The sequence below is a fragment of the Bacillus cereus group sp. BfR-BA-01309 genome (genome assembly GCF_022664315.1).
Classification (GTDB): Bacteria; Bacillota; Bacilli; order Bacillales; family Bacillaceae_G; genus Bacillus_A; species Bacillus_A mobilis.
This window is the reverse complement of sequence record NZ_JAKUHE010000001.1, coordinates 540,818-567,447: the sequence shown is the minus strand read 5'-3', so window position 1 is coordinate 567,447 and position 26,630 is coordinate 540,818. Positions and strand designations below refer to the sequence as shown.

Here is a 26,630-nt window from a genome sequence, read left to right as displayed (position 1 = left end):
TAGCGGAAATATAAAGAGTTATAATGAAAGAACTAAAATAAAAGGGGCATTTAAAAATGAGTTGCTTAAGTCCGTCAGGGATTGAAATTATTGAAAGAAAAATCCGATATGATGTTACAACTGTAGATCATGCTTGTTTATTAATAGAAACGCAGCCAGATAATATTGTTTTATACCATGAAGTACAGTACTCTTTTACAATGGAAGCGAACGATAAGAAGTTAACGATCCCGAAAGGAAGTTGTACAATTGCATACTACTGGAGGAATCGTCCGTATAATTTATACGTTTGGAGAAATCAGAGTGGGAGTTATCTAGGTTCTTATTTTAATATTGTAAAGAATACTTGTATAACGGATGAAGTGGTATCCTTTGAAGATTTAATCCTTGATATTATGGTACTTCCAAGTGGAGAGTTTTTTATATTGGACGAGGATGAATTACCTGAGCCGTTAGAACAATTTAAAGACGGATATGTAGAAAAAGCTCTTCATACAGTCAAAAATACAATTCAAGAATCGCTTCTGAATATCATTTCAGAAACTGCTACCATTTTTAAAAATAAATAACGTTCATTAAAACCTAGTTGACTTATCGGAAAAATTTGTATAGTATGTAGTTAATTCTATAACGTATAGCTGATTGGAGAAACCAAAGGCATTTCATTTTGTAATGAAATGCCTTTGGTTTTTTTATTATATAAATACTGAATCTGTTCATTTAAATGAATCATTTCAAGGAGGGGGAAAAGTGACTGTTTCAATTAATGGGGTATCAAAATATTTTTCGAAACAAACTGGTACGGTCCAAGTATTAGAAGATATTAATTTTCAATTAGAGAGAGGGGATTTTGTCACTGTAATCGGACCGAGTGGTTGTGGGAAAAGTACGCTTTTGAAAATTGTTGCTGGATTAGATGACGAATTCGAAGGTAAGGTTGTTATCGATGGGGAGCAAATCGTAAAACCGAGTAAGAAACAAGGGTTTATTTTTCAAGAACACCGCTTGTTTCCATGGCTAACAGTTGAAGAAAATATTGCTGCAGATCTATCGTTAAAGGATAAGTATGTAAAAGATAAAGTAAAAGAATGGGTTGAAATCGTTCGATTAGACGGTTTTGAAAAATCCTATCCGAAAGAAATTTCAGGCGGGATGTCACAACGTGTTGCGATTGCGAGAGCTTTATTAAGAGATCCGAATGTATTATTACTTGATGAACCGTTTGGGGCACTTGATGCTTTTACTAGAAGTCATTTGCAAGAAGTACTGTTGAACATTTGGGAGCAGAAGAAAACGACAATGTTATTCGTTACTCATGATATAGACGAAGCTATATATCTTTCAAACCGAATGATCATCATGAGTGCAAAGCCTGGAAAAATACATAAAGTGATTGAAAATAATTTGCCTTATCCTCGAAATAAAACTTCTCAATCGTTCCAACAACTTCGAACGAAAGTGCTACATCAGTTTGAATATGGGGGACTGGTTCAAACGAGTATATAGGAAAAGGGTGGATTATATATGAATAAAACATGTAAAGTTCTTTCATTTGCGTTAGCTATATCTCTATTTTTATTTGGATGCGAAAAAAGTACAGCAAGTAGTAAGAAAGAAGATGTAACCATTCAAATAGGTATACAACAAGGATTAAGCCCGCTCTTACTGGCACAGAAAAAGGGATGGTTTGAAGAGGAGTTTAAAAAAGAAGGAGTTAAGGTGAAATGGACAGAGTTCCAAAGCGGACCTCCTTATTTTGAGGCAATCGCATCAAATCGATTAGACTTTGGCGAAGTTGGCAACTCTCCAGTTATTTCCGCGCAAGCAGCAGGTATTGTATTTACTGAAATTGCTAATACAAGTTACGCAAGAAAAGGAACAGGTATTCTTGTACAAAAAGATAGCAAGATTACGAGTGTAAAAGATTTAAAAGGTAAAAAAATCGCAGTAGCAAAAGGAAGTAGCGCATTTAATTTATTATATCGAGCATTAGATAAAGAAGGTATTAATGCGAAAGATGTAAATGTCATTCAGTTGCAGCCAGATGAGGCACAACCGGCATTTGAATCAGGGTCAGTAGATGCATGGGCAATTTGGGATCCATTCATTTCGCTACATACGTTAAATAAAGGCGCCAAGGTTATTACAGATGGTGAACAATTAAATGTTTCTTCTCCAGAATTTTTAATTGCGCGAACAAAATTTGCGAAAGAACATCCAGAATTAGTTGAGAAATTCCTTGAAGTTTATGAAAAGGCACGTGTATGGCAAGAGTCAAACTTAGATGAAGCAATAAAAATATTTACTTCTGCAAAGAAAATAGATGCTGAAATTGTAAAAGAAGTGTTTGATCACGACAAGCCAATTTTAGTTCCAGTAACGAAAGAAATAATAGCCGAACAACAAAAGACAGCGGATTTTCAATATAAACTCGGTTCTATAAAGAAAGAAATAAAGACAGATAAAGTTGTAGACAATTCTTACGTAGAAAAGGCGTTAAAGGCGAATTGAAAAGAGGTTTTGTAAATTGGAGAATACGAAAGCTGTTATGAAAAGGGCGAGTATAACGATTGGCAAAAACAATGTAAAGAAAGTACGGAAAACGAATGTAAGGGTGTTAGTAAGAGCGATTACGATACCAATTGTCGTATTAATTATTTGGCAGTTAGCTGGCGTATTCGATCTAGTTTCTAAAACTGTTTTACCAACGCCATTAGATATATTTTTAGCTTTTCAAGAACTTATAAAAACAGGAGAGTTATTCGGCCATCTAAGTATTAGTGTATTCAGGGCTGCGGCTGGTTTCTTTATTGGCGGGAGTTTAGGAATTATTTTAGGAACGATTGTTGGATTTTCAACGAGAAGTGAGCAATATTTAGATCCGTCTGTACAGATGTTAAGAACTGTGCCCCATTTAGCAGTTGCACCGCTTTTCGTACTATGGTTCGGTTTTGGAGAAACATCGAAAGTATTATTAATTGCGGACGGCGCATTTTTTCCTTTATACGTAAACGCGTTTTTAGGGATTCGAGGTGTAGATTCAAAGCTATTTGATGTTGCGAGAGTGTTAGAGTTTAGTAAAAGAAAATTAATTACGAAACTGATTTTACCTGCCGCATTGCCAAACCTATTACTTGGAGCAAGATTATCTTTAGGAGTTGCATGGGTGAGTTTAGTAGTAGCAGAACTTATGGGATCTACAGAAGGTATCGGCTATATGATTATGGATGCAAGGCAATTTTCAAACACAGATATCGTATTTGTCGGTATTATTATCTTTGCATTCGTCGGGAAATTTTCTGACTCACTCGTACGTTTACTAGAAGTGAAATTTTTAAGATGGCGAGATAATTTTAAAGGGGAGACAGGGAATTAACATATAAAGTGAAACTTTAATTAGTGGGGGGCTTCATCCCCCACTGATTATTAGTTGAACCAATCGGGCTTTTATGGGCAGTTGATCCCTCACCTAGCTTTTTTGCTTTCGCTGAATTTTGAGGTGGGGATCTTACTGCCCGTTAATGCGGGGTAAATTATTAGGGGTAATTTATATAGAGTATTTCAGTATACGTTTTAATAAAAATAAGGGATGTGTAAAGTTATGAATTTGTTATGGTTTATTCCAGCTTATGGAGATGGTCGATATTTAGGAACGACAAAAAGAGGAAGAGCAGCTGAATATGGTTATTATAAACAAGTTGCACAGGCAGCTGATTATTTAGGATATACGGGTGTGTTACTTCCAACTGGTCAAGGTTGTGAAGATCCATGGGTATTAGCATCGGCACTTGCCGCTGAGACAGAGAAATTAAAATTTTTAGTAGCAGTTAGACCAGGACTAATGTCACCGACAGTAGCAGCGAGAATGGCAGCTACATTTGATAGAATTTCAGATGGGAGGTTACTTATTAATGTAGTAGCTGGAGGTGATCCAGTCGAACTGCAAGGGGATGGATTATATCTTGAACATGATGAAAGGTATGAAGTAGCAGCTGAATTTTTAAAAGTTTGGAAATCTACGCTACAAGGAGAAAGTATTTCTTTAGAAGGAAAACATATTAAAGTTACAGATAGTAAAGTTGTGTTCCCGCCAGTTCAAACACCGTATCCACCAATTTATTTTGGCGGATCGTCTGCTGCAGGTAAAGAAGTTGCAGCTGAACATAGTGATGTATATTTAACGTGGGGCGAACCACCAGAGCAAGTGAAAGAGAAAATCGAAGAAGTAAGAAAACTTGCAGAAGAGAAGGGGCGTACAGTAAGATTCGGTATCCGATTACATGTAATTGTAAGAGAAACAGAAGAAGAAGCATGGGAAGAGGCTGAGAGATTAATTCAATATGTAGATAACGAAACAATTGAGCTCGCTCAAAAAACATTTGCAAGATATGATTCAGTCGGTCAAAAACGAATGACACATTTAAATAAAGGTACACGGGAGTCGTTAGAGATAAGTCCTAACTTATGGGCTGGCATAGGGCTTGTAAGGGGTGGTGCAGGTACTGCTCTTGTAGGAGATCCGCATACAGTAGCAAATAGAATAAAAGAATATGAAGCGTTAGGAATTGATACGTTTGTTTTATCTGGATATCCGCATTTAGAAGAAGCGTATGAAGTAGCAGAATTACTATTCCCATTATTGAAAGACGAGAAGAAACAAGAAAATAAAATTGTTGGTGAAATGATTGCGGATGCATATGCATTAAAAAAATAGTGAGGATTAAAGTTTCACCTATGTTTTGCTTTATTATGTTTACTACCTATTAATATGGAATAAAAAATCGCAAGTATATAAAGTGAAGTGAACCTAAATAGTGGTACATGAAAAAAACACCTCCATCGAATTCGCATACTTAGTATGCAAATCTGATGGAGGTGTTTTTCGGCGGTAAATTCAAATACAAATTAGTACGGGTATCGAAATAGTACTTCTTTTTGTCATGTTAAAAGTTCTTATAATATGATGTTATGTAAATTTTAAATATATACAAAAGGAACTTTTTTGAAAGAGTGTATACATATAAGGGGATAAATGAACTAATTATCGTGTTTTTAGGATTTGTACACGCATTCTTTTATCCTTAATTATTACTATGTAGAGAGATGTAAAAACGTGTAATACGAGGTGAGTATTTTGAAGCGATTTGACAAATGTAAATGTCATTTTCCATGTGTTTTTCCGCCTCTCGTCGTTGGACCAACAGGGCCAACAGGACCAACAGGAGCAACAGGACCAACAGGTTCAACAGGAGCGACTGGACCGACCGGGACAGTTTCAGCTATTTTACAACCATTCGCAAATAGTAGTATTAATACGCAAACAATTGCTAGTGGGGGTCTTGTAGTACTTCCAACAGCACCGGGGCCAAATATACAGGTTGTTGGAATAACTTATAATAACGTAGATACCTTTACAATTGTTACACCTGGTCTTTATTATCTTAGTGCCCAATTAAACTTTAATGTAGGCACAGCACCAAATTCTAATTTTGCAATAGCAATTAATGGAGTTCCTATTGCACCCGCTTCAAATGCAAATGGTGCAGGTATGATTACAATATCACAAGTAGCTAATTATGCTGCTGGCACTACAATAAGCATTTTTAATAATTCACCAACTTCAGTAACTATAGAAAATGGTGTAAATACAACTGGAGCTATACAAACTTTTAGTGCAGGTAGTTTCGCACTGTTTAGATTTGCTGACGGACCAATTTAATGAATAAAACGAAAGAATTCGCCTTCCTCAAGGGAGTGTAGGTACTGTACTTGTTGCAGATCAGATAGAATAATAGAGTATGAAGCGTTAGGAACTGATACATTTGTTTTATCAAGATATCCTCATTTAGAAGAGGCGAATAAAGTGGCAGAATTGTAATTTCAATTATTGAAAGACGAGAAGAAATAAGAAATAAGAAATAAACTTGTTGGAGAAATAATGTGAAACTTTAATCCTTTGGGTGAATTGTCCCAAAGGATTATTAGTTGAATCAATCGGGCATTAGCAGGCAGTTTCACCTATGGTTTGCTTCATTTGGTTTACTTCCTGTTAATACAGAATAAAAAACCCGCAAGTATTTCACTTGCGGGTTTTCATCGTAAACTATTAGAAAATATGGTAAAATTAAATAGTAACTTAAGGTACGGTTGGTTGTTCAATTATCACTTCTCCAAAGTAGGAGGGGGGTGATAATACGTGAGTGAAATAGCGTTGCTACTGCAGGGTGGACTGTTTCTCGTTGCATTGTTAACGTTCGTCGTCGTTTTAATAGACAAACTCAAAAAATAACAACCCACCTATGCCAATAGAATGTGGGTTGTTTTGTTTGTAAGAAACAAATAGGATAAATGAACAATCCAATCTGCTAAGTTACGTGGACTAGTGTGTAGCCGCACACTAGTCTTTTTTATTTATATACAATTAATAATTGGTTTATGTGATTGTATTGTTCTTTTCATACTTATTATAACACAGTGTCTTTTCATCAAGAAAGGAGACCGTATGTTCTGATTCTGATTAAATAGAAGTAGTTTTTTCTTTAAATAGCCCATCCATATACTGTTTTAAAGTTTGGACATAAAATTCCTGCTTACTTACATTATTTACGCCGACAATAGGCGATGAAAGTTCATATCTCTTTTCTGATAAATGAACGACAACGTCAAAAATATCAAATAGACGAATGAAACAGAACAGGCCATCTTTATCACTTAATAAAATAAAGTAATGGTTTTCGCTATTTGTATTTAATGTATTCCATAAAGAACTTTTACTTAAATCACGAACAATGCTCTTTTCTTTTAATTCCATGAAATCCGCATTTGATAGAATGTTAGAAATATCAATCGCATCTGGATCTTCCAAATAGCCATCAACAGCTTGAACAGCGAAAGTATAAGCCATTTTTAATACACTCATTTTGTATTTACGGTTATCTAAAAGTAATTCACGTTGAATAGAGCTAGCTACTTTCGTTACACGTTCTTCTTTCCAAATTTCATTATGTAGTGAAATATCGTGTTTTTTACATAGTTTCATAATTAATGCATTGGAATAAAGTATTTCATCACTTACTTCAACAACATCTGTCTCAGCAGCCGCAAGTTCCTCACCATGCTCATTCGTATAGAGAGGGGAATCAATTTGTTTTTTCATTTGCTCAATCTTAAATTGACTTAATTTATGTCGAATTAAGGGACGATCAATATTTGTTGTCATTTGTTCATGGCAAGTATCACAAATTGAGTTTGTGAAATAATATCCACATAATATTTCGGGGATGACATATTGTTCACTAAGTTCTTTCGTATCTTTTCTGCAAATGATGCATTGTGTCATTTTTATCACCTTTACCTGCAAATTTGTATGTAATCTCATTGTAGTGTATTTATTGGTATTTTGGAATATTGTAAAGGAAAATATTATGTGAAATTCTTGTTTATTTTGGTACAATGAAGAGAAGTGCTAGTTTAAAGGAGGACGTTTTTTTGAAATCGAAAGTGCACTTTTGGACATTAGAAGTGCTAATGGTTGTAGCGATCATATTTATTTGCACAAAAATATCGTTTCTATTTCAACCGATTGGTATCTTCATATCAACGTTGTTTTTCCCAATCTTAATCGCGCTATTTTTATATTTCATATTTAACCCACTGTTAGTCTTTTTGGAGAATAAAAAAGTCCCTAGAGGTTTAGCGATTTTACTACTGTATCTTTTTATTATTTCTTTAACTGGAGTGGCTATTGGAGTTGTTGTTCCAACCGTCTCACAACAGCTAATGGATTTAGTGAAAAACATGCCGATGTATATAAAAGAGGGAAAACTATACATACAAGATTTATCCCATCATAGATTATTTGAATGGTTATCTACACAAAATTATGTTTCCATTGAAACAATTGAGAAAAATGCGATTGAATACTTAAAGGGTATACCAAACACAATTACGTCGAGTGCAACGGCTTTATTTGGTATTATCACAAACGTTGCATTAGTTATCTTCACAGTACCATTCATTTTATTTTATATGTTTAAAGATGGACATGCCTTTCCAGGTAAAGCAGTAAGCTTATTACCAGAGTCTTACCGTGAAGAAGGACTTCGCATCATTAAGGAAACAAATGAAACATTATCTGCATATATTCAAGGGCAAGCGCTCGTTTGTATATTTGTAGGTGCTTTTACTTTTATCGGTTATTTAATTATCGATTTACCGTACGCTTTCGTTTTAGGAATTATAGCAGCATTTACAAATATCATTCCTAATTTAGGTCCATTTATCGGTGCAGCACCAGCTGTAATTGTGGGTCTGTTCGTATCTCCGATGCAAGCGTTGTACGTAATTATTATCGTAACAATTGTACAACAGTTTGAAAGTAACATCATTTCACCGCGTATTATGAGTTCAAAATTAAATATCCATCCGTTAACAATTATTATTTTAATTTTAGGGGTAGGTAACTTTGCGGGAATTATCGGAATGATTTTAGCAGTGCCAGTTTATGCAGTAACGAAAACAATTGTATCGAACTTAGTGAGACTGTTTAAGACGAAACGAAGTAATCGAAAATAGTATATGTTGAGAAAGATACACCGCTTTTTAAGTGGTGTATCTTTTGTTTATTACTAAATGTTAAAAGCCTGAAAATATAATTTTATTATATATTTATTACACATCAAATGTAACGATATACTTGTGTGATAATATGTCTATAAAACTATGTGGAATCCCTCTGAACTATCCAAATCATTTCTTTAGAACGTGCTATCAACATCATAATCGACTCCTTTCAATTTTTATATTTTAAAGATTTATAGGTGAGAGTAGTATTTGCTTCTACGATCTCGAATTTCGTCCATAATCTGTTTATATTGTTGTTCTTGCTTTAATTCAGTTTCAGAAAGGGTTTCTTTCTGGATTGTGATTGTTAAAAAGAAAAGGTGAAACTTCATAATGCATTCCTCCTTTCGAAAGGAATTACAGATGGCTACAGTAGTGACTTTGACGTTCTTTAACATCTTCCATAGCTTTATTAATTTGTTGATCATGCAATTTCTCACTGTCCGAGAACTTAGTTTTTTGAATCGTAATTGTTAAAAAGAATACTTTAAATTTCATTAGTTTTTTTCCCCTTTATAAATTATTTAGAAAAGACGGCTGTAATAAAAAGCTTGGCGCTCTTTTACTTCGTTCATAATTGATTGAATGTGTTGTTCACGTGAAATTTCTTTCTGTGAAAGCTTACGTTTTTGAATAGTGATAGTTAAAAAGAATGCTTTAAATTTCATTAAGATATTGCTCCTTTACAAGTTATTTAGAAAAAACGGTTGTAATAAGATGCTTGACGCTCTTTTACTTCGTTCATAATCGATTGAATGTGTTGCTCACGTGAAATTTCTTTCTGTGAAAGCTTACGTTTTTGAATAGTGATAGTTAAAAAGAATGCTTTAAATTTCATGAAGGTATTTCTCCTTAAAAATATATTTTTAATACATTTGTGTATAGTATGAACTTTTAATGTCAGTCATTTTATCAGTCAGTTGTTTTAATTGTTGTTTACGAACGATTTCGTCTTCAGATAAAGTGTTTTTCTGAAGTACAGTCGTAAAAAAGAAAATATGAAAAGTCATAAATGAATTCCTCCTTTCGAAAAGGAATTACAGGTGATCACAATAAAGCGCTTGGCGCTCCTTAACATCATTCATAGCTTTTTCAATTTGTACATTATGAAACGTTTCATCTTTGGAAATTATATTTCTTTGAATCGTAATACTTAAAAACAATACGCTAATAGTCATCGAATGTTGCTCCTTTCTTAACAAAATGATATAAGAGGCTAAAAAATCGCACAAAAAAGCCACAGGAAGATATAGTTCTCCTATGGCAGGGCGCGAAAAAGCCACAGGAAAGTATACGACCTCCTGTGGCGAATTTATGAATTAATCGAAACAATGTACGATTTTCAATTCTCCATTAGGGTGGTCGAATTCATATTTAATTGTCCGAAAAACAAAGGTGCAGTTAACGCTAAAGTTAAAGCATGTAATTGTAATTTCATCATTTCCTTCGACCTCCTTTTAGAATATTTTTCTTACGTTAGTAAGTATATACAATTAATGGATAATTGTAAACAGGAAAATTGAAAATTTTTAATTTTGATTAAAATGCGTATATTTTAAAGGGTTTTGAGAAGATGTATTATAATTAACTAAATATTGATAAAAATGGGGGAAGCTAAATGAAATATATGCATCGTGATGTGATTGTTATGCTAACAATTTTTTTATTTATTGCTGCTTGTTCTAACGGAGAAAGAATAAAAGAAATATCTGATGTTGAACCTAGTGATTTTAAAAAATATGCTGGGACATACGTTGGTAATAACTCAGTTGTGGTTGCAATTGTTAATCATTTACCTGGTGGTGATACATTTCAAAGTATTAGTTTGGAGAATGAAAATATAAAGGTAAACTATGGTGCAAAAGGAAATGGAACTCTGACAGAAGACATGGTTGAGACGTATTGGTTTGATGGTAAGGACACGATGGAGAAGAATTTTCTCTTTAACGTTATTTATCTAGCTATTTTAGTACCAAATGCGAAAAGTTACGAGTTTCAAGTAGAAAATAAAAATTTCAAGATAAAAAGAGAAGAAATACTATCAATCTTGTATGAAAAAATTGATGATTTTCCAAAAGAAGATGATATATGGAATAAAAAGAAAGTAGTAAAGTTCCTTAGCGACAATAACGAAAAAATTACAATGCTTATAAATGATAAAGATTTTCGGAAATCTTTATTTGCTAAATAGCCAGTGCAGCAGTTGGAATAAAATGAAAAGAAATTGAGAACAAGAGTTGAAACTTCAAAATTTTAGAAAGAGAGTCATCCGTAAACGGATGACTCTCTTTTTTGTAAAAGAAATTTATGGAAATAAATATTTTAATGTGATATGGTTAATTACATAAGTAATGAACCTATGAACCTAAGGTGGTGAAGTTGTGCAACCTACTCTGGAACAAAATAAATTAATATACTTACAAATTGCAGAAACGATTGAATCTGATATTTTAAAAGACATATTACTTGAAGAAGAACAAGTTCCATCAACAAATCAATTTGCGAAGATGTTACAAATAAATCCAGCTACTGCAGCTAAAGGGGTAAATGTATTAGTGGACGAAGGGATTCTATATAAAAAGAGAGGGATCGGGATGTTTGTTGCAAAGGGAGCGAAAGAAGTCGTACTTAAAAAAAGACAAAATACTTTTATGACCGAATATTTACCTAAAGTATGGGAAGAAGCAAAAGTATTAGAAATATCCAAAGACGAATTGATGGATATGATTCAAAAAATTACGAAGGAGGGAAATAGGGGTGATTGCTCTTGAAACAAAAGGTGTCACGAAAAAATATAAAAAGAAGGTAGCAGTAAATGAAATAACGATTGCATTAGAAGAGCATAAAATATATGGTTTACTCGGTAGAAACGGAGCAGGAAAAACGACACTATTAAATTTACTTGCAGGCCAAATTACTTCAAGTAGTGGAAGTGTATCAATATTTGGTGAACATGTTTTTGAAAATAGTAAAGCGATGCAAAACATTTGTTTTGTTAGAGTGAAAGAAGAAGCGCATTTCAGTTATAAAGTAAAAGAAATATTTAAGATGTGCAGCATGTTTTATAAAAACTGGGATGGAAATTATGCTGAAGAACTCGCTGATAAATTTCAGCTTAATATGACAGTGAAATATCATAAACTATCACACGGCATGCAAACAGTTGTCGGAATTATTCAAGGATTAGCAAGTAGGGCACCTATAACAATTTTTGATGAACCGACTACAGGTTTGGACGCAGCACATCGAGAGTTGTTTTATAGTTTGCTATTAGAAGATTACGGTGAGTATCCACGAACAATTATATTATCAACACATTTAGTAGAAGAAGTAGCCCATGTGATTGAAGATGTAATCATCATAAAAGAAGGAAAACTAGTTGTTCAATCATCAGTGGAAGATTTATTGCAACAAGCTCATATTATTTCAGGAAAAAAAGATACAGTTGATAAATTTTTGGTAAATAAGAAAGTAATAAATCGAGAAGTCTATGGGAATAAAGGCATTAATGTTATATGGGAAGAACTTTCTAATGAAGATTATTACTCTCTTGAAAAAGAAGGTTTAGTAATCGATAGAATTACATTACAAAAACTATTTATACATATAACTGGTGGTGAAGTGAAATGACGATGTTAATGAAGCAGTTGAAGTTACATATAAATTTTCATTATAAAGCAATTGTAATATTTTGGATTGTAGCTTTGTTAATAAAAGGGGCTTTAAATGCTGCTCATTTAAATGGAGTAAACATTGGTTATTTACCTGAAATTATAAATAACCCTTCAATAGCAATTATGTTATTTATAGTAGGGAGTGTTTTCAACATTCAAGATGAGCTTTTTCGTTTAGCTGTTTCATTTGGTGTAACGAGAATACAATATTTTATCGGGGCAATTTGTTATATCGTATTGCAATCTGTATTATTTTCATTTCTTCAAGTCATGCTTTTACAAGACATAAAATATAATTTAGTAAATGTTAGTTTTGGGGAGCAATCGGTACAACAATTTATTTTGCAATTTTTATTTTATGTTACAACAGCATGTTTCTTCCAAGTGGTAGTAGTTTTTAAACAAAGATTTCAGTGGATTGGTCTGATGATTGGTGGATCCCTTTTCTTATCAACAAATAGTGTGCTTTATGGGGAAGCAGGGATAACTGGTTTATTATTTACCAGTGATGGATCTTTAGTAGATATTCCATATTTTACTGTTATTTCAATTGGATTAACTGTTCTTTATATCGTAACTAGTGGTATATTTATTCGAAAAGTATCATTCGAAAAAACGATTTGAAATAGTATTAGATTACTAAAGAGAGAAGGATAGCGAATGAGAGATACATCTTCACTCATTACCGTATTTTTATGTATTGCACTACTAATATTTTGGCGTCGTTATCGTTCTATGCATAAGCCAATTAAGGGGACGGGAAAACGTATTTTGTGGCCATTATTATTTTTAACACCAGGTGCTTTATGGTTTTTTGGTCCTATGCATCCAGCTATTTTACAAGTTATTATAGCAGCATTCATTGGAGTTCTTTTCGCCGTACCACTTATAGTTTTAACAAATTATGAACGGAGAGATGATGGGAATATTTATACGAAAAAAAGTGCTGCTTTTTTAATTACTTTTATTGGACTTGTCATTTTGAGATATGGTTCAAGACAATTTATTGTTGATTTAGATCAACAAACGATTGGTTTATTATTTTATGTTGTTGCAGTATCGTATATTATTCCTTGGAGAATTGCTTGTTATATAAAGTTTAGGAAAGTTTGGCAAGAAAATAATAATCACACTATATAAAAACTTCTTATTTGAGAAGTTTTTTATTCTTACATGTAAGCAAAACATGTTGTTGAAGGGTAGACTGTCATAGATTATGATAATGAGGGGAAGTTGAGGGGATAAAAATGCGTACAATTTTAGTTTTTCTAAATAACATGTCCATCGATAAAATAGAGAACATTAGACAAAAATATGATCCTTTATTTGGGTTAATTCCACCTCATATAACAATTGTATTTCCATTTAAGAGTGATATTTCAGATGATGAATTAAAATCTCATATTTTGAATTTATCAAAAGGGGTAGGTAAAATTGAAATTGAGTTTGCAAATCGTATCACTAGTGTAGGAAACTATTTGTTTTTAGAAGTTGAGGGAGGGAAAGTACAAATAGAAGAATTACATGATTTGCTGTATACAGAAGCTTTATTACAATTTTTGAAAGAAGATATACCGTACATACCGCATGTAACAGTCGGGAGAAAAGAAAGTGCTGAGTTAGCTGCTGAAGTAGCTAAAGATATTCCAAGTTTCCCTGAAAAGTTACAATGTGTAGTTGATAGAATTAGTGTAGAGCGAATTGGAGAGAACGGAGAATCAATTATTGAATTTGAAGTACCGTTGCAAAAAAGCTGACAAATGTCAGCTTTTTTTATTCGTAACATGAAGTAGAGCACCAATCGCACCGCTATTACCACCATCTTGTAAAAAGATAGGTGTTTTATTTTGATATTTTGTGTAGCTACTAATAATATTTTGAAGGTGTACGTTATTACATAGAGTCGAACCAATATAAATAATATGGTCAATGTTTTTTGTTTCAGCGAATTGAAGGCTTAATGCAGTAACAACTTCACCGACGAGTCCTTGTACAGTAGCAAGTATATCTGAGCTATTATAATTTGATTCTGTAATAGCGGCTTTACCAAAATTACTTGCAGTTAAGCTATTATCAATAGGTGAGAGAATGCCATCATAAATATCTCCAACAGTAATATCTAGTGCTTTTCTAGAACCTACATTTGTTAAAGGGATCACATCTTCAAAATGATTTATATTTGTTAATAATTTTGAAAGCCCCATAATAGTACCACCGCCAACACCGGTACCACCAGCGCGAATATATTGGTCATTATAAACGTAATGAATGGAAGTACCTGTACCGATATTTGTTAATATAAAGTTATTTATATCATATTTCTCTTCTTTTAATATGTATCGTACACCTACAAGAGTAGCTTCAAATTCGTTTCGTTCTACTATTTTATATGAGTGTGAAAGTAATTGCTGTAATTGTTTTGCTTTACCACCTGTTATACATATTTGTTTTATACGAGTGTTTTTCTTAAGCCAATCTATTATTTTATCTTGTTCATTTGAATAAAATTTTTCAAAAGCTAATTGCTTTTGTTCGTTCAAATAAGCAATTTTCGTTAATGTTCCTCCAGCATCGATACCGATAGTACTTTCCATTTTCTTGCTCCTAACCAAGTGATTTGTTTACTCTGTTCATGTTGGTGAGACGAATTTGTAGGAGGTAGATCCCCCGCGGATTAAATCGTCTCTAATCTGCTTGATATATTAATAGCTTTTCCACAGTTACAATCGGCTGATTATTAACAGTTGCAGTACCTTTACCGAGAATAAAACCTCGACGATTGCGAGTTAATTCATAATGTAAATCAAGTTTACCACCGGGATATGCGTTTCCATGGAATTCAACCCCATCTAATGAGGAGAGGAACCCTAGACCTTCAGAGTCATTTGGATGTACAAATGCACTAACCTGAGCAAGTGCTTCTACAATTAGCATATGAGGCATATGTTTTTGACTATCATTTATAAACCATTCATTATTTGTAATGAGTTTATATCCTGTAACAGATTCACCAAGTTTTACATTTGTTACTTTATCAATCATTAAAAATGGATAACGATGAGGAAGAGTGTCTTTAATGTGCATATGGGAGTACCTCCAATGAATAATACCCCTGCTACAGTTAAGCAGGGGAGTTACCATTAATTTTTAACTAATTCATTTACTTTTTCAAGAGAAAAAATACCACTATTTCTAATGTTTTCAACAACTTGTTGTAACACATCTTTATCTTGAACGAGTGCAATACGTACAAAGCCTTCTCCGTGAGGCCCAAATGCATGACCTGCTGTAACAACGACATTCGCACGATCCATTAATGCATAAGCGAAATCTATAGAAGTCCAGCCTTTCGGAATTTCGGCCCAGACGAACATACTACCAGCTGGTTTATCAACATTCCAGCCAAATGTTCGGAATCCATCAACTAAAGTATCTCTACGTTCTTGATAAATACCGCGATTTTTCTCGCAAAACGAAGCGCCATTTCTTAGTGCAGCTGATGCTGCTTTTTGAATTGGTAAAAACACTCCGTAATCTGTATTTGATTTAAACTGCGTAAGTGCACGAACAATTTCTTCATTACCAATCATATAACCAATACGGCTACCTGCTAAACTATAGCTTTTTGACAAAGAGTTGATTTCTACGCCAACTTCTTTAGCCCCAGGTACAGAGAGGAAGCTAATTGGTTTATTACCATCAAAATAAAACTCAGCATAAGCAAAATCATGGACGACAATAATGTTATGCTTTTTTGCGAATGCGATTACTTCTTTAAAGAAATCTTCATGAGCCATAGCCGGAACTGGATTCCCTGGGAAGTTTAAAATCATCATCTTCGCTTTATCGGCAATTTCTTCAGGAATTAGCTCTAAGTTAGGTAAGAATTCATTCTCTTTCTTTAATGGCATGTAATAAGATGTTGCACCAGCCATTTGAATACCTGTTTCATAAGCTGTATATCCTGGATCAGGAACTAATATAATATCTCCCGGATTCGCATAAACCATAGGTAAATGAACGAGTCCGTCTTGTGAACCCATTAATAATAAAACTTCTTTATCGGCATTTAAAATAACGTTATGAGTGTTGTTGTAATATTCAGTTACAGCTTCGTGAAATTCTTGAATACCACTTAATGTGTATCCATAGCTTTCTTTTTCACTTGCTGTATGTACCATTTCTTCTCTTACGAAGTCAGCAGGCGGCATATCAGGATTCCCGATACTTAAATCAATCATTTTGTGACCTGCTGCAATTTTTTCTTTTTTATAAGCCCCTAATTCACTAAATATAGAAGATTGGAATGCTTTCATTCTAGTTGCTAACGTGTAAGTCATCAAAACCCCTCCTAAAAACAGTGTTTTCTATCTGCGTTTTTAATTATTCTGAAAACACATGATTACATTTTATCATTTTTTTATGAAAATTAAAACGATTGACAAATTTAGAGGGAGGATAAAAATAACGCAGAAAATATTTTCTACGTTTTAAATGAAGTGTAATCATTTCTTCTTATATGTACATAACTTTTCCACTGCATAAAAGTATACATTTAATTTGCCATCGACAACTTTTAAAGTTTGATCTGATGTAAATGAGTTACCATAATCAATGTGATATACATTAGAATTCTTTACAAATGAGCCTTTGTATAAATCTTCTTTTTCCTTTGATGTTTGCATCTCCACTAAATATTGAACAATTTTTTCTTTCTTTTCTTCTTTTACAACTGTTTCAAATTTATAAGATGCAGGGCAAAGACCATTTTTGTTGTCAATGACTTCCCAAGAACCGTATATATCATTATTGCTACATCCGCTAAGTAGAACGATGAATATAGGAATAATCAATAGAATCTTTTTCATTTTGTGCTCCTTTCATTTCGTTTTCAATAAACGTGCGAATCCGATAGTGATATTGTAATAAATAAAGTTTAAATTTTTATAAAGAATTATTTAATTTCACATAAAAATTGGGGAAAGGGGATGTTTTTAAAATAAAAAGGCATGAATCTAATGTAATCCAGATTCATGCCTAGTGTGCTATCTTATATTTTGTTTTTTGAGGATAAATGAAGCAGAAAGAAGGATGACAATACCGTTTAAAATATACAAGTTTACAATAGAAGAGGATAGGTTAATTGCTCCAAAAACAGCGTTATCGGATATAGAAGTGAGTGCCGTAGTTGTCAAAAAAATAATAGGCGTTAGCAGTAAAAATATGAAGCCTGCCACAATTCTCCTTTTAAAGTTATGTTGAGATAGGGAAATTGCTAAAAAGTTTATGATACTAAACATAACGAATATAACCAAAAGGATAATCAATAACTGGATGCCATTAGACATTTTGCGCCTCCTATATACCGTATTTATATATTATATTCGAAAGTAAAATGGGGTACTCCTTTAAATCATTTAAGTAAACGCAATAAATAAGATTATATATAACAAAGAAGCATGGATCATTATTAATCTATGCTTCTTTGTTATGTTATAAATTCGCAGATTGCGAAGGTTGTTTTTCATACTGTTTCTGTTTAGATAGTGATATGAAAATAATTAGTAATGAAATAACTCCGAAGATTAGAACCATATATTGCAATCCAATTGTATCTAAGAAGAAGCCTGTGCCAAGTAAGACAATTTGGAACATAACTCTTTCAAACATATTACGGAATGAGAAAAGACGGCCGTGATAACTTTTTTCCACTTTCGTTTGGAAAATTGTAGACATAATAGGGAAGAAGCAACCGACACTAAAACCAAACAAACCAAATGATGTAAGTGACATCCATTTTATATCGCTAAAGAACAAGGAAAGGTGCGCAAAAGCCGTACAAACTGCGAAGAAATATAATAATTTTTCGGGTTTGAAATGGTCAGATAAACGTTTAATAACGAAGGCCCCTAACATAAATGCGACACCTTCAATTGTATATATAAAGCCTTTAATCGTTGGATCATGTTGCATTTCACTAATATTGATTACCATTAAATTAAATCCGGCTATAAATAATAGAGGGATAATACTTAATATAAGTGCTGTAAAAGCAATAGGAATTCCTTTTAGAATACGAAATACTTCCATAAAGCTATTATCTTTTGCAGCTTGTTTACTTGGTGTTGTTGATTTCTTATCCTCGAATTGTAGGAAGAAAGTTGAGAGGAATAATAAAGCGTATGCTGCCATTGAGAAGGCATACATATACTGTAAACTCATTACAACTAAAAGAATTCCACCTAGTGAAGTACCTGCAATACGAGCGATTGTACCTACATTCATATGTACACCGTTCATCTGTAATAATTCATGCTCACGTACGATGAGTGGGATTACAGATTGTAATGCAGGGAAATAAAATGCTGCAGAAATTTGAAGAGCAACCATAAATGCAATCATAAAGGCGATACTTTCAAATTGGATTGCGAAAAACATAAAAATAACACTAATAACACGACCGAATCCAGCGTAAAGAAGAACTTTTTTCTTTTCATACTGATCAATGACACGACCTGCCATAGGGCCAACTAGAACACCTGCTAATAATCCGATAAATAATATAACTGATTTCATGAAATCAGAAGGGACATATTTTTGCATAAATTCAAGGTTGCCAAGAATACCAAGCCATAACCCTAGACCAGCAATAAACTCCCCAATTAACACAATCCAAACATTTTTATTACGCCACATAATGTAAAACCTCTCCGTCTTTTAAAATGAAAAACTCGTATATAAAACCTCCTTATTTTAAGTATTATTATTAACGAACTTTTTTAGAGTCAGAGTCTATATTACGTGTTTCATGAGTGGATTTCAATCTTTTTGATTTGTCAAAAAGATGATTTGTTAGTTGATGAAATAAGCAATGAAAATGTAAAAGAAATGTGATGAAGTATCTATTGAAAGTAAGGATAAATTTGAACAAAATAAAAAAAGCAAGAACGTACAAACTACGTCTCGCTTTTTTTTCAAGTACAAGTTTAAATTTTAGATTTAGCTAGCAACATTTACGATCTTGTCCAATAGCTAAACCACTAAAAGAGAGTGGACCAACTATATTTGCACTAGCACCACTAGTTAGGTTTTCTACAGTTAATGAATATACATGAGTTCCACAGTTTAAATCTTGATCTATAGCTTGAAATGTTTGAGCGTAGAATTGTTCAGAATCTGTTGATTCAATACCTACTTGTGTATTGAAAATTTCAACATTATCACGGAAAATTCGGAATAAAACTTGTGAAATCTCAGTTATACCTTCAACTCCAACTGTAGCAATTAATTCAACACGATTATTACCTGCGTCTCTTTTTGAAATTTTTAATTTAATGTTTGCAAGAATTGCTCTATCTGGAGAAGCTGGAATTACAAAAGTTATTTCACCAGTTTTACTTAAGGGTTGAGTAGCTTGATAATCAATGATATGAGTCATATTCGTCACCTCCTCATATACTAAAATATGAAATTTACGATAAAATAGATTGGACATATAATAGAATGTTTTAAGAGAATGGAGCACAATTGTTGAAATGAGGGGGATTATATGGGGGCATTAAGAATATATCACAATTAAGTGAGATATTCTTAATGCCTTTTGTAATTAAGCAGAATATTCTTCTTTACGTACTTCGAAAAATTCGTTACGACGTAAGTAATTATAAACTTTCTCAGAAACCTCTTCTTCTTCAGACATTAAGAAGCGATGATCAAAAGCATAGAATGATTGACCTTTAATTAATTTTACGTAGTATATTTTACACGCCTCCTCTAGCAGAATTGGAACTTACCTAATCTTATGATGGCCTATATGCTTGTGAATCATACTTGAAGTTTCAAAGGATAGAAGCTAAACAAATTGAAAAAGCTTACAAAACTGTAATGTTGTTGTCACGTTTTCCGATAGTTAAATACAATTACTCCCATCTATACTACAAATAAGTTACATAAAATAAGGGGGTAAAAAGATGGATGAAGTAATTGGAGAAGTAGTAGCAGGTATTTGTGAATTTGTGGTGGAAGTAACGGCGGATGCTATTGGTAGCCTAACTTCAGGAAATGAAAAAAGGGAAAAAGAAACTATATAGAAAGATTTAAAAAACAGATTTTAGCATACTTAAAAAACTGTGAGATACATTCTTACAGTTTTTTATTATTTTTTTCAAAATAATAAATGACATATGTTTAAAAGAGGAATTGAAAATATGAAATAGAACTTATTAGTTATCTGAATCGTGCACAAATAATAATAGAAAGAAGATGATAAAATGAGTAAAGAAGAGCTTGTAAAACAACAGTTTGGTAATAATGCGGAAAAGTATGTGAAAAGTAAAATTCATGCTAAAGGGCCGGATTTACAATATGTAGTTCAACAAGTTGAGTCTCGTCATAATTATCGTCTTCTTGATATCGCTACTGGCGGTGGACATGTTGCAAATGTATTAGCTCCATTTTTTAAAGAAGTAGTTGCCTTAGACTTAACTGAAAAAATGTTAGAGAGTGCGAAAAATTTTATTATAAGTAATGGACATGAAAATGTATCTTTTGTCGCTGGAAACGCTGAAAGTTTACCATTTACAGATAGTTCTTTTGATACGATTACGTGCCGAATTGCAGCACATCATTTTATGAATCCATCTCAGTTTATAAATGAAGTAAATCGTACGTTAGAAGATAACGGATTGTTTATTTTAATAGATAATGTTTCACCGGAAAATAATGAATTTGATACATTTTATAATTTTATAGAAAAAAAGAGGGATCCGAGTCATGAACGGGCGCTGAAAAAAACAGAATGGATTACCTTGTTAGAAAAAAACGGTTTGCAATTGCAGTCATGTCTTACTTTTGACAAGAAATTTGAATTTGACTGGTGGTGCGATATGATGAATGTACCTTTGCAGAAACGCGTGAAACTCACAGAATGTATGATGAAAACATCAGTTGAAATGCAAGAATTCTTTAACATTGAATATGAAAATAATAAAATTATATCGTTTTATACTGAAATGGCACTGTTTGTATGTAAAAAAAGTGCGACATTAAAAAGATAAATTTCTTGCAGTCTTTTCAAAGTACGTTATACTTAGTACAGAGAAAATGAGAATTGAGGAAATGTAATAATGATTCGCGTACGTATTGAAGGAACTGAAGAAGAAATGCTTGAATTTATGGAGAAAATGCCGGATATTCCTGGATTTGAAAAAACACATATGAGAGAACCGAGAAAAGGAAATAATCCAAAATACGATTCAAGTAAAAATGTACTAGCATATTTAACTTATAAAAAGATTGAAGTCGCCAATAAATAGGCGGCTTTTTTAGTTTGCACCGTTTCACAGCCTTGTCTTTTTCACATAATAATAATAGTAGATTATGCTGAAGAGGGGTGAGGATAGTTAATAAGAAAATCATCTTTTTTGGAGACTTTGGTATTGACGATGCGGTGGCATTAATCTATGCAAATAAAACATGTAAATTAGATATTATAGGTATTGTTGCTGAATACGGGAATGTATCGCGAGAAATTGTAACGGAAAATGTGTATTTTTTAGAAAGATACTATGCTACAGAAGTAAAAATCATAGAAGGTGCGGCAAGACCGATGACAGCTGAAGAGCCTTTGTTCTTTCCTGAAATTCATGGGGATCACGGTTTAGGACCTATTATTCCACCTGAAATGAGGATTTGTAAACGGAAAAATTTTTGTGAATTAATTAAATTAATTGAACCTTGTCCAGAAGATATTATTATCGTAGCGACAGGACGATTAACAACATTGGCAACGTTATTTTTATTATATCCAAATGTAATGGATAAGGTATGTTCGTATTATATTATGGGCGGTGCTTTTTTATTTCCAGGTAACGTTACTCCTGTATCAGAAGCTAATTTTTATGGAGATCCAATCGCCGCAAATATTGTGATGAAGTACGCAAAGAATGCGACTATTTATCCGTTAAATGTAACGCAAGGAGCCCTCATTACTCCTGAAATGGTGGATATTATTAATAAAGAAGGAACAGGGCAGGCTAAGCTTATTAAACCAATGATTGATTTTTATTATGAGAACTTTTATAAAAAAGAATACCCAGGTATTGCTGGAAGTCCAATTCACGATTTACTTCCGTTCATTTCTTTTATAAATGACGATATTTTTGAATATAAAAAGTCTGCAGTTTGGATTAGTACGACAAATGACGTAACAAGAGGACAAAGTGTGGCGGACTTTAGAAAAATAGCTGAGCCAACAACGTTTGATAATAGGCCTATTCAAAAAATTGCGGTTGGTTTTAACTATCCAGCTTTTAAAGAAGAGTTTATGCGGACCATATTAAAGCCTGACTGTCCTTAATATGTGTAATGCGAATAACATCAATCCTAAGTCAAAAAATGGTCGTTCATTATTTTAAAATAAATTAATAGTTGATCTGTATGAATAACTACTGAAAAATGTAACATAACTAAGGATAAGCAATTGTTTCTAATTATATTTTGATCTGTGAAATATAAAGGAGGTTATCATATGATTTGGTCTTTAATCGTCGGTGGTATATTAGGATGGCTTGCGAGCTTAATTACTGGAAAGGATGTACCTGGTGGTGTAATTGGTAATATTATTGCTGGTATTATCGGTTCTTGGATTGGTTCGAAATTACTTGGTAGTTTTGGTCCAGTCATTGGAGGATATGCAATTATTCCAGCTTTAATCGGTGCGATCGTTTTAATTTTCATTGTAAGCTTCTTATTACGAGCAATGCGAAAATGAATGTAAGGACTGTTTACATTTGTAAGCAGTCCTTTTTATATGTTATGCTAGTATTATACAATCAGGAGGTGTCAGCATTGAAAACATTTACAGTAAATTTCCATCAAGAAGATAATGCTAAAGCGACAACAGTACATAAATTAAGTGAAGAGGACTTCAATAAAGCAACAGAAAAAGGTACTCGTCATCTATTTGATTTAGATACAAACGTTGGATTCTTCGTATTCTTTGACGCAGAAGATGCAGAAGGTAATGATCAATACTTAATGTTACAATACGAAGGGGATCATGAAGAGCCAACTGCGTGCTACGGATTTGATTTAAAACTATACTATCAATTTTTAGCACTATACTTAAATGATCTTGAATTCCACGGTGAAACAGATGAGGAAGAGGAAGAGTATGGCCCAATTCATCATTTAGCTCACTTACTATATCATATTGTTGAAGATGGTAAGTCAATCGAAGTTTAAAAATACATATGTAAAGCTGTCCCTTTTTGGGCAGCTTTTTTCATTATTATGATGAATGTTATGATTTACATAATGGTAAATGGATTTCTGATGATGATAGATGGTTCGATTAAACAAAAAAGCAACAAGGAAGGCTCATCCTTCTTTGTTGCTTTTTCTATGTTTAAAGGGAGGATTTTAGTGTAAATGGCGAGAAGGGATATATTAAGGAGATGGGAAAAATGATAAATAATACAATCCCGAATTTTTTAAAATTATGGGAAAGTGACGATGTAGAATTAGAAGTTCTTAATCAATACTTTACTTCGCATCCAGAGATATTTGATGAATACTTTAAATATCATTGTCCTAAAACGAGAGAACGTCTTTCGAATGCCATTAAACAATATCCTGAAAAAATAGAAGATATTCGTATCATTGCAGAAGCATTACTGACTATTATTCAAGAGATAACGAATGCATATCATTATAAATATAACTTTGATGTAAATATGAAGTTTCATCTGTTTGTTGGAGGATTTGGCTCTAATGCATTTGTAGAAAGGAAAATTATTGGTGACATATTTTTTGCGGCAGAAAAATTATCTCCAGATTCGAACCATCTTCGCGTTATTGTCGCTCACGAAATAGGCCATATATATCATAATGTTATGTTACAAAATGATGGCATAGATTGGGCAAAAGCTGAGTGGACTGACGCAGCAGTTACTTTGTATCGTGAAGGTGTCGCAACATATTTATCAAAGCAAATTATAAAGGGCGTCAATGAATCAGTGTATTACTCATATGACAATGAGGGTGAACGTTGGTTACAATATTGTATAGAAAATGAAGAACATATAAAGAAACGTTTTTTGGAAGATTATATAGAAGGATGGACGTTTGAAAAAGAGAAAGAATGGTTCCGTTTATCGGGAGGAAATTATTTCGGATATAACCGACTCGGTTATTTTTTAGGAACAGCTTTTGTAGAATATGTGGTGCAAGCATTAGGTGAGAGTGAATCATTTACTTTTTGGAACAAACACAATTTGAAAAGTAATGTAATGGATTGGTTATCGAAATGAATAAGATTATTATAAGGGGCTGAAATGTATGAAATTGTATGTAAAGATAGTTATGTTATTTCTCGCTTTTACATGCATATTTGCATTAGCAGCATGTAAAGGGACAGACGAAAAAAAGGAAACAAATCAGACATCGGAAAATAGTAAAGACGATCAGAATAACTCTGCTGAAGAAAAGAAAGAACCTGATGCAAAATCAAATAATGAAGGATCAACAAAACCAAAGACTGATTCAAGCACGAAAGATACAGTAATAAATCAAAAATCAATTAACTATGTTAAAGATTTGTTTGAACTAGCGAAAGAAGGAAAAGTACCTAACGTTCCGTTCGCAGCACATACAGGAGATATTGAAGAAATAGAAAAAGCTTGGGGGAAAGCAGATAAAACGGAACAAGCAGGTAACGGAATGTACGCAACTTTTACAAATAAAAATGTTTCCTTCGGTTTTAATAAAGGATCACAAGTTTTTGATGTACGCTCCTATCATGCTGAGCTAAAATCAATTACATTACAAGAAATAGAGAAAGCATTTGGAAAACCAGCTTCAGTTAAAGTAAATGGGGAAGATAAAATATATGTATATAAAGTAAACAATCAGTTTGAGTTAAAATTCATTATTCCAAAATCGACTGGTAAGGTAAATCATATTTCGGTATTTTCGCCAGAGGATAGTATTAATAAAATGGCAGGGTAATAAAAAGGATGTCACAAAAGTCTTGAGATTTTGTGACATCCTTCTTTTTATAAAGAAAGCATCCTATAAAATATGAGGAGTATGCTCTGAAACATCTTTATTTATTTTACTACGCTCTACATTTTGAATAAACAGCGCTTGAATAATACCTCCGAATACTAAGAAACAAGCACAAATATAAAATAGCATACTACCGTTTAGTTTACTTAGTAAAACCGCACCAATAACAGGACCGCACGTTCGAGATATATCCCAATGTAATCCATAAATTGAAAAATACAATCCACGTTTATCTGTAGGAGCGATTTCTGAAACGAATCGAAATAAATGGTTTAAAGCAATACTTTCCCCAATAACTAAAAAGAGTAATGTGAAAAATAATGAAGCGATTATTTCTGAAAGCCCGTAGCCAATGGCAGTTATTGTATAGCAGGTGTAAGAAATAAGAATAATTTTCGCCATTGAAAATCGTTCAGACCATTTCACGAGAAAAACTTGTAGAGTGATTTCCATAATAGCTTTGCATGTTGTAATAAACACGATTATGCGTTCGAAATCCGGAAGTGTATGTTTCACGAAAATAAGATAATTTGTCTCAGTTTGTGCATAAAAAAAGCTAATAGGAAGTGTAGTAATCATCAGTGCTAAAACGGTGTAATGTTTGTGTACAAATTGTTTTGGAGATGATACTTCAAGTTTTTGTGTTGGTTTTGTCATTGCTGGAGCGGTTTCTGGAAGTTGCGTCCAAATAACGACTGCATATACTATAAGTGCAATGCTTTGCACCGTAAATACATATTCAGGGTGAGTCCGATAAAAAATAGTACCAATTAAAGGGCCAATCACGGAACCGATTGCAGCCATCGTATGCAAAAGAGCAAAAATTTCTGCTTGTTGTTTTTGTTTTGTTAAATCAGCAATTTGTGCCCGTTGAGCGGGAATATATAAGGAACGGCCAACCCCATTTATGACGTATAACAATGCAAATATAAAAACGGATTGAGCAAAGACGAAGCAGCCGATTGCAATGCCTTGTAGTAATAAGCCGAGTAACATAATTTTTTTTCGTCCATATTTATCAGTAACTCCCCCAGCAATAATTGTAAATACAATATCTGAAAGCGGTTGTAATCCGAAAATGAGCATGGTTATTATTATATTACCGTTTAACATTTTATTAACGTAAATAATCATAATGATGGCTAACATGGATTCTGTTGTTCGAGTTAATAATTCACCGCATAGTCTAATGATGATTGGTTTATTGTAACGTAATAAGAGATGATTCAATATTATTTCCTCCTTTCTATATTGAAATGATAAGAT

Annotated in this window: 37 protein-coding genes; 21 read left to right on the top strand and 16 right to left on the bottom strand. The window is 33.0% G+C overall.

The window, feature by feature from the left end; translation table 11 throughout:
• Window positions 1–56: 56 nt before the first annotated feature.
• The 7 genes from MR115_RS02985 to MR115_RS02950 all read left to right on the top strand — a co-directional run bounded on the left by MR115_RS02985 (window position 57) and on the right by MR115_RS02950 (window position 6,289).
• Window positions 57–569, top strand: coding sequence for a ribonuclease FAU-1 family protein (locus MR115_RS02985; RefSeq protein WP_242239792.1), 513 nt, complete (start codon window positions 57–59; stop codon window positions 567–569).
• A gap of 181 nt (window positions 570–750) precedes the next feature.
• Window positions 751–1,506 (top strand): ABC transporter ATP-binding protein, encoded by a 756-nt coding sequence (locus MR115_RS02980; protein WP_242239790.1) that lies wholly within the window; start codon window positions 751–753, stop codon window positions 1,504–1,506.
• 18 nt (window positions 1,507–1,524) lie between these two features.
• Window positions 1,525–2,511: an aliphatic sulfonate ABC transporter substrate-binding protein gene (locus tag MR115_RS02975; RefSeq protein ID WP_242239788.1), complete on the top strand. Its 987-nt coding sequence runs from the start codon at window positions 1,525–1,527 to the stop codon at window positions 2,509–2,511.
• 16 nt (window positions 2,512–2,527) lie between these two features.
• Complete coding sequence (locus MR115_RS02970; protein ID WP_242239786.1) at window positions 2,528–3,376, top strand: ABC transporter permease; 849 nt, start codon at window positions 2,528–2,530, stop codon at window positions 3,374–3,376.
• Window positions 3,377–3,601: 225 nt separating this feature from the next.
• Window positions 3,602–4,714, top strand: coding sequence for an FMNH2-dependent alkanesulfonate monooxygenase (ssuD, locus tag MR115_RS02965; RefSeq protein ID WP_242239785.1), 1,113 nt, complete (start codon window positions 3,602–3,604; stop codon window positions 4,712–4,714).
• A gap of 420 nt (window positions 4,715–5,134) precedes the next feature.
• The gene (locus MR115_RS02960; RefSeq protein ID WP_242239995.1) at window positions 5,135–5,719 is read left to right on the top strand and encodes a hypothetical protein; all 585 of its coding nucleotides are present in this window, start codon (window positions 5,135–5,137) and stop codon (window positions 5,717–5,719) included.
• A 477-nt stretch (window positions 5,720–6,196) separates the two neighbouring features.
• Window positions 6,197–6,289, top strand: a complete 93-nt coding sequence (locus tag MR115_RS02950; RefSeq protein ID WP_001289320.1) for a putative holin-like toxin — start codon at window positions 6,197–6,199, stop codon at window positions 6,287–6,289.
• Window positions 6,290–6,517: 228 nt separating this feature from the next.
• On the opposite strand, the gene MR115_RS02945 is transcribed toward MR115_RS02950, so the two are convergent.
• Entirely contained in the window at window positions 6,518–7,339 is an 822-nt protein-coding gene (locus tag MR115_RS02945) for an HNH endonuclease (protein ID WP_088029946.1), read from the bottom strand.
• Between the two features lie 149 nt (window positions 7,340–7,488).
• Between MR115_RS02945 and MR115_RS02940 the strand changes: the two genes are divergently transcribed.
• Window positions 7,489–8,574, top strand: coding sequence for an AI-2E family transporter (locus MR115_RS02940; protein ID WP_097820343.1), 1,086 nt, complete (start codon window positions 7,489–7,491; stop codon window positions 8,572–8,574).
• A 239-nt stretch (window positions 8,575–8,813) separates the two neighbouring features.
• Here MR115_RS02940 and MR115_RS02935 read toward each other — a convergent pair whose 3' ends face one another.
• Genes MR115_RS02935 through MR115_RS02910 form a run of 6 tightly spaced genes read right to left on the bottom strand, consistent with a single transcriptional unit; the run spans window position 8,814 to window position 9,800 of the window.
• Window positions 8,814–8,954, bottom strand: a complete 141-nt coding sequence (locus MR115_RS02935; protein ID WP_087953365.1) for a YrzI family small protein — start codon at window positions 8,952–8,954, stop codon at window positions 8,814–8,816.
• Window positions 8,955–8,979: 25 nt separating this feature from the next.
• The gene (locus MR115_RS02930) at window positions 8,980–9,120 is read right to left on the bottom strand and encodes a YrzI family small protein (protein ID WP_097863438.1); all 141 of its coding nucleotides are present in this window, start codon (window positions 9,118–9,120) and stop codon (window positions 8,980–8,982) included.
• Between the two features lie 26 nt (window positions 9,121–9,146).
• Window positions 9,147–9,290 (bottom strand): YrzI family small protein, encoded by a 144-nt coding sequence (locus MR115_RS02925; protein WP_132132556.1) that lies wholly within the window; start codon window positions 9,288–9,290, stop codon window positions 9,147–9,149.
• Between the two features lie 26 nt (window positions 9,291–9,316).
• Window positions 9,317–9,460, bottom strand: a complete 144-nt coding sequence (locus tag MR115_RS02920; protein WP_097863440.1) for a YrzI family small protein — start codon at window positions 9,458–9,460, stop codon at window positions 9,317–9,319.
• A gap of 28 nt (window positions 9,461–9,488) precedes the next feature.
• A complete protein-coding gene (locus MR115_RS02915) occupies window positions 9,489–9,632 on the bottom strand; it encodes a YrzI family small protein (RefSeq protein ID WP_097820347.1) in 144 nt (47 codons plus the stop codon).
• A gap of 27 nt (window positions 9,633–9,659) precedes the next feature.
• Window positions 9,660–9,800, bottom strand: a complete 141-nt coding sequence (locus tag MR115_RS02910) for a YrzI family small protein (RefSeq protein WP_132132554.1) — start codon at window positions 9,798–9,800, stop codon at window positions 9,660–9,662.
• Window positions 9,801–10,240: 440 nt separating this feature from the next.
• Here MR115_RS02910 and MR115_RS02905 point away from each other — a divergent pair, with 440 nt between their 5' ends.
• The 6 genes from MR115_RS02905 to MR115_RS02880 all read left to right on the top strand — a co-directional run bounded on the left by MR115_RS02905 (window position 10,241) and on the right by MR115_RS02880 (window position 14,053).
• Window positions 10,241–10,813, top strand: a complete 573-nt coding sequence (locus tag MR115_RS02905; protein WP_132132552.1) for a DUF4825 domain-containing protein — start codon at window positions 10,241–10,243, stop codon at window positions 10,811–10,813.
• Between the two features lie 190 nt (window positions 10,814–11,003).
• Entirely contained in the window at window positions 11,004–11,393 is a 390-nt protein-coding gene (locus tag MR115_RS02900; RefSeq protein WP_132132550.1) for a GntR family transcriptional regulator, read from the top strand.
• Window positions 11,380–12,252, top strand: a complete 873-nt coding sequence (locus MR115_RS02895; protein ID WP_242239784.1) for an ABC transporter ATP-binding protein — start codon at window positions 11,380–11,382, stop codon at window positions 12,250–12,252. Before MR115_RS02900 ends, MR115_RS02895 begins: the two co-directional genes overlap by 14 nt.
• Window positions 12,249–12,920: a DUF4052 family protein gene (locus MR115_RS02890; protein WP_061679659.1), complete on the top strand. Its 672-nt coding sequence runs from the start codon at window positions 12,249–12,251 to the stop codon at window positions 12,918–12,920. The genes MR115_RS02895 and MR115_RS02890 overlap by 4 nt, the downstream gene beginning before the upstream one ends.
• A gap of 36 nt (window positions 12,921–12,956) precedes the next feature.
• Window positions 12,957–13,436: a CcdC family protein gene (locus MR115_RS02885; RefSeq protein WP_061679660.1), complete on the top strand. Its 480-nt coding sequence runs from the start codon at window positions 12,957–12,959 to the stop codon at window positions 13,434–13,436.
• Between the two features lie 107 nt (window positions 13,437–13,543).
• Complete coding sequence (locus tag MR115_RS02880) at window positions 13,544–14,053, top strand: 2'-5' RNA ligase family protein (protein WP_088029947.1); 510 nt, start codon at window positions 13,544–13,546, stop codon at window positions 14,051–14,053.
• A gap of 6 nt (window positions 14,054–14,059) precedes the next feature.
• Here the strand turns inward: MR115_RS02880 and coaW are convergent, their stop codons facing one another.
• The 8 genes from coaW to MR115_RS02840 all read right to left on the bottom strand — a co-directional run bounded on the left by coaW (window position 14,060) and on the right by MR115_RS02840 (window position 20,055).
• On the bottom strand, window positions 14,060–14,890 hold the full coding sequence (gene coaW, locus MR115_RS02875; RefSeq protein WP_242239783.1) for a type II pantothenate kinase: 831 nt from the start codon (window positions 14,888–14,890) through the stop codon (window positions 14,060–14,062).
• Between the two features lie 91 nt (window positions 14,891–14,981).
• Window positions 14,982–15,380 carry a 3-hydroxyacyl-ACP dehydratase FabZ family protein gene (locus MR115_RS02870; RefSeq protein WP_242239782.1) on the bottom strand — a complete coding sequence of 133 codons (399 nt, stop codon included), beginning with the start codon at window positions 15,378–15,380 and terminating at the stop codon, window positions 14,982–14,984.
• A gap of 56 nt (window positions 15,381–15,436) precedes the next feature.
• Window positions 15,437–16,636, bottom strand: coding sequence for an LL-diaminopimelate aminotransferase (locus MR115_RS02865; protein ID WP_242239779.1), 1,200 nt, complete (start codon window positions 16,634–16,636; stop codon window positions 15,437–15,439).
• A gap of 165 nt (window positions 16,637–16,801) precedes the next feature.
• A complete protein-coding gene (locus MR115_RS02860) occupies window positions 16,802–17,164 on the bottom strand; it encodes a hypothetical protein (protein ID WP_132132540.1) in 363 nt (120 codons plus the stop codon).
• A gap of 177 nt (window positions 17,165–17,341) precedes the next feature.
• Window positions 17,342–17,644 carry a hypothetical protein gene (locus tag MR115_RS02855; protein WP_242239778.1) on the bottom strand — a complete coding sequence of 101 codons (303 nt, stop codon included), beginning with the start codon at window positions 17,642–17,644 and terminating at the stop codon, window positions 17,342–17,344.
• 145 nt (window positions 17,645–17,789) lie between these two features.
• Window positions 17,790–18,992: an MFS transporter gene (locus tag MR115_RS02850; protein ID WP_061679667.1), complete on the bottom strand. Its 1,203-nt coding sequence runs from the start codon at window positions 18,990–18,992 to the stop codon at window positions 17,790–17,792.
• 307 nt (window positions 18,993–19,299) lie between these two features.
• On the bottom strand, window positions 19,300–19,734 hold the full coding sequence (exsC, locus tag MR115_RS02845; protein ID WP_061679668.1) for an exosporium protein ExsC: 435 nt from the start codon (window positions 19,732–19,734) through the stop codon (window positions 19,300–19,302).
• A 168-nt stretch (window positions 19,735–19,902) separates the two neighbouring features.
• Window positions 19,903–20,055 (bottom strand): YqbF domain-containing protein, encoded by a 153-nt coding sequence (locus tag MR115_RS02840; RefSeq protein WP_071680000.1) that lies wholly within the window; start codon window positions 20,053–20,055, stop codon window positions 19,903–19,905.
• 511 nt (window positions 20,056–20,566) lie between these two features.
• Between MR115_RS02840 and MR115_RS02835 the strand changes: the two genes are divergently transcribed.
• From MR115_RS02835 to MR115_RS02805, 7 genes are all read left to right on the top strand, one after another.
• The gene (locus MR115_RS02835) at window positions 20,567–21,352 is read left to right on the top strand and encodes a class I SAM-dependent methyltransferase (protein WP_061679670.1); all 786 of its coding nucleotides are present in this window, start codon (window positions 20,567–20,569) and stop codon (window positions 21,350–21,352) included.
• A 69-nt stretch (window positions 21,353–21,421) separates the two neighbouring features.
• Complete coding sequence (locus MR115_RS02830; protein ID WP_242239777.1) at window positions 21,422–21,610, top strand: DUF3970 family protein; 189 nt, start codon at window positions 21,422–21,424, stop codon at window positions 21,608–21,610.
• A 77-nt stretch (window positions 21,611–21,687) separates the two neighbouring features.
• Window positions 21,688–22,653, top strand: coding sequence for a nucleoside hydrolase (locus MR115_RS02825; protein ID WP_242239776.1), 966 nt, complete (start codon window positions 21,688–21,690; stop codon window positions 22,651–22,653).
• 171 nt (window positions 22,654–22,824) lie between these two features.
• A complete protein-coding gene (locus MR115_RS02820) occupies window positions 22,825–23,067 on the top strand; it encodes a GlsB/YeaQ/YmgE family stress response membrane protein (protein ID WP_000638305.1) in 243 nt (80 codons plus the stop codon).
• A gap of 77 nt (window positions 23,068–23,144) precedes the next feature.
• Window positions 23,145–23,540, top strand: coding sequence for a hypothetical protein (locus MR115_RS02815; RefSeq protein WP_000847586.1), 396 nt, complete (start codon window positions 23,145–23,147; stop codon window positions 23,538–23,540).
• A gap of 221 nt (window positions 23,541–23,761) precedes the next feature.
• Window positions 23,762–24,607 carry a gluzincin family metallopeptidase gene (locus MR115_RS02810; RefSeq protein ID WP_061679673.1) on the top strand — a complete coding sequence of 282 codons (846 nt, stop codon included), beginning with the start codon at window positions 23,762–23,764 and terminating at the stop codon, window positions 24,605–24,607.
• Between the two features lie 28 nt (window positions 24,608–24,635).
• Window positions 24,636–25,304, top strand: a complete 669-nt coding sequence (locus MR115_RS02805) for a YjgB family protein (protein ID WP_132132536.1) — start codon at window positions 24,636–24,638, stop codon at window positions 25,302–25,304.
• Between the two features lie 63 nt (window positions 25,305–25,367).
• On the opposite strand, the gene MR115_RS02800 is transcribed toward MR115_RS02805, so the two are convergent.
• Window positions 25,368–26,594 (bottom strand): MDR family MFS transporter, encoded by a 1,227-nt coding sequence (locus tag MR115_RS02800; RefSeq protein WP_242239775.1) that lies wholly within the window; start codon window positions 26,592–26,594, stop codon window positions 25,368–25,370.
• Between the last annotated feature and the right edge of the window lie 36 nt (window positions 26,595–26,630).

Bases quoted from the DNA above. Each gene is read 5' to 3' on its own strand.
- MR115_RS02975 (WP_242239788.1), top strand. From the start codon at position 1,525: ATGAATAAAACATGTAAAGTTCTTTCATTTGCGTTAGCTATATCTCTA.
- MR115_RS02870 (WP_242239782.1), bottom strand. From the start codon at position 15,380: ATGCACATTAAAGACACTCTTCCTCATCGTTATCCATTTTTAATGATT.
- MR115_RS02835 (WP_061679670.1), top strand. From the start codon at position 20,567: ATGAGTAAAGAAGAGCTTGTAAAACAACAGTTTGGTAATAATGCGGAA.
- MR115_RS02945 (WP_088029946.1), bottom strand. From the start codon at position 7,339: ATGACACAATGCATCATTTGCAGAAAAGATACGAAAGAACTTAGTGAA.
- MR115_RS02920 (WP_097863440.1), bottom strand. From the start codon at position 9,460: ATGAAATTTAAAGCATTCTTTTTAACTATCACTATTCAAAAACGTAAG.
- MR115_RS02865 (WP_242239779.1), bottom strand. From the start codon at position 16,636: ATGACTTACACGTTAGCAACTAGAATGAAAGCATTCCAATCTTCTATA.
- MR115_RS02810 (WP_061679673.1), top strand. From the start codon at position 23,762: ATGATAAATAATACAATCCCGAATTTTTTAAAATTATGGGAAAGTGAC.
- MR115_RS02905 (WP_132132552.1), top strand. From the start codon at position 10,241: ATGAAATATATGCATCGTGATGTGATTGTTATGCTAACAATTTTTTTA.
- MR115_RS02985 (WP_242239792.1), top strand. From the start codon at position 57: ATGAGTTGCTTAAGTCCGTCAGGGATTGAAATTATTGAAAGAAAAATC.
- MR115_RS02890 (WP_061679659.1), top strand. From the start codon at position 12,249: ATGACGATGTTAATGAAGCAGTTGAAGTTACATATAAATTTTCATTAT.
- MR115_RS02885 (WP_061679660.1), top strand. From the start codon at position 12,957: ATGAGAGATACATCTTCACTCATTACCGTATTTTTATGTATTGCACTA.
- MR115_RS02925 (WP_132132556.1), bottom strand. From the start codon at position 9,290: ATGAAATTTAAAGCATTCTTTTTAACTATCACTATTCAAAAACGTAAG.
- MR115_RS02930 (WP_097863438.1), bottom strand. From the start codon at position 9,120: ATGAAATTTAAAGTATTCTTTTTAACAATTACGATTCAAAAAACTAAG.
- MR115_RS02880 (WP_088029947.1), top strand. From the start codon at position 13,544: ATGCGTACAATTTTAGTTTTTCTAAATAACATGTCCATCGATAAAATA.
- exsC (WP_061679668.1), bottom strand. From the start codon at position 19,734: ATGACTCATATCATTGATTATCAAGCTACTCAACCCTTAAGTAAAACT.
- MR115_RS02805 (WP_132132536.1), top strand. From the start codon at position 24,636: ATGAAATTGTATGTAAAGATAGTTATGTTATTTCTCGCTTTTACATGC.
- MR115_RS02935 (WP_087953365.1), bottom strand. From the start codon at position 8,954: ATGAAGTTTCACCTTTTCTTTTTAACAATCACAATCCAGAAAGAAACC.
- coaW (WP_242239783.1), bottom strand. From the start codon at position 14,890: ATGGAAAGTACTATCGGTATCGATGCTGGAGGAACATTAACGAAAATT.
- MR115_RS02820 (WP_000638305.1), top strand. From the start codon at position 22,825: ATGATTTGGTCTTTAATCGTCGGTGGTATATTAGGATGGCTTGCGAGC.
- MR115_RS02850 (WP_061679667.1), bottom strand. From the start codon at position 18,992: ATGTGGCGTAATAAAAATGTTTGGATTGTGTTAATTGGGGAGTTTATT.
- MR115_RS02915 (WP_097820347.1), bottom strand. From the start codon at position 9,632: ATGACTTTTCATATTTTCTTTTTTACGACTGTACTTCAGAAAAACACT.
- ssuD (WP_242239785.1), top strand. From the start codon at position 3,602: ATGAATTTGTTATGGTTTATTCCAGCTTATGGAGATGGTCGATATTTA.
- MR115_RS02855 (WP_242239778.1), bottom strand. From the start codon at position 17,644: ATGTCTAATGGCATCCAGTTATTGATTATCCTTTTGGTTATATTCGTT.
- MR115_RS02830 (WP_242239777.1), top strand. From the start codon at position 21,422: ATGATTCGCGTACGTATTGAAGGAACTGAAGAAGAAATGCTTGAATTT.
- MR115_RS02860 (WP_132132540.1), bottom strand. From the start codon at position 17,164: ATGAAAAAGATTCTATTGATTATTCCTATATTCATCGTTCTACTTAGC.
- MR115_RS02910 (WP_132132554.1), bottom strand. From the start codon at position 9,800: ATGACTATTAGCGTATTGTTTTTAAGTATTACGATTCAAAGAAATATA.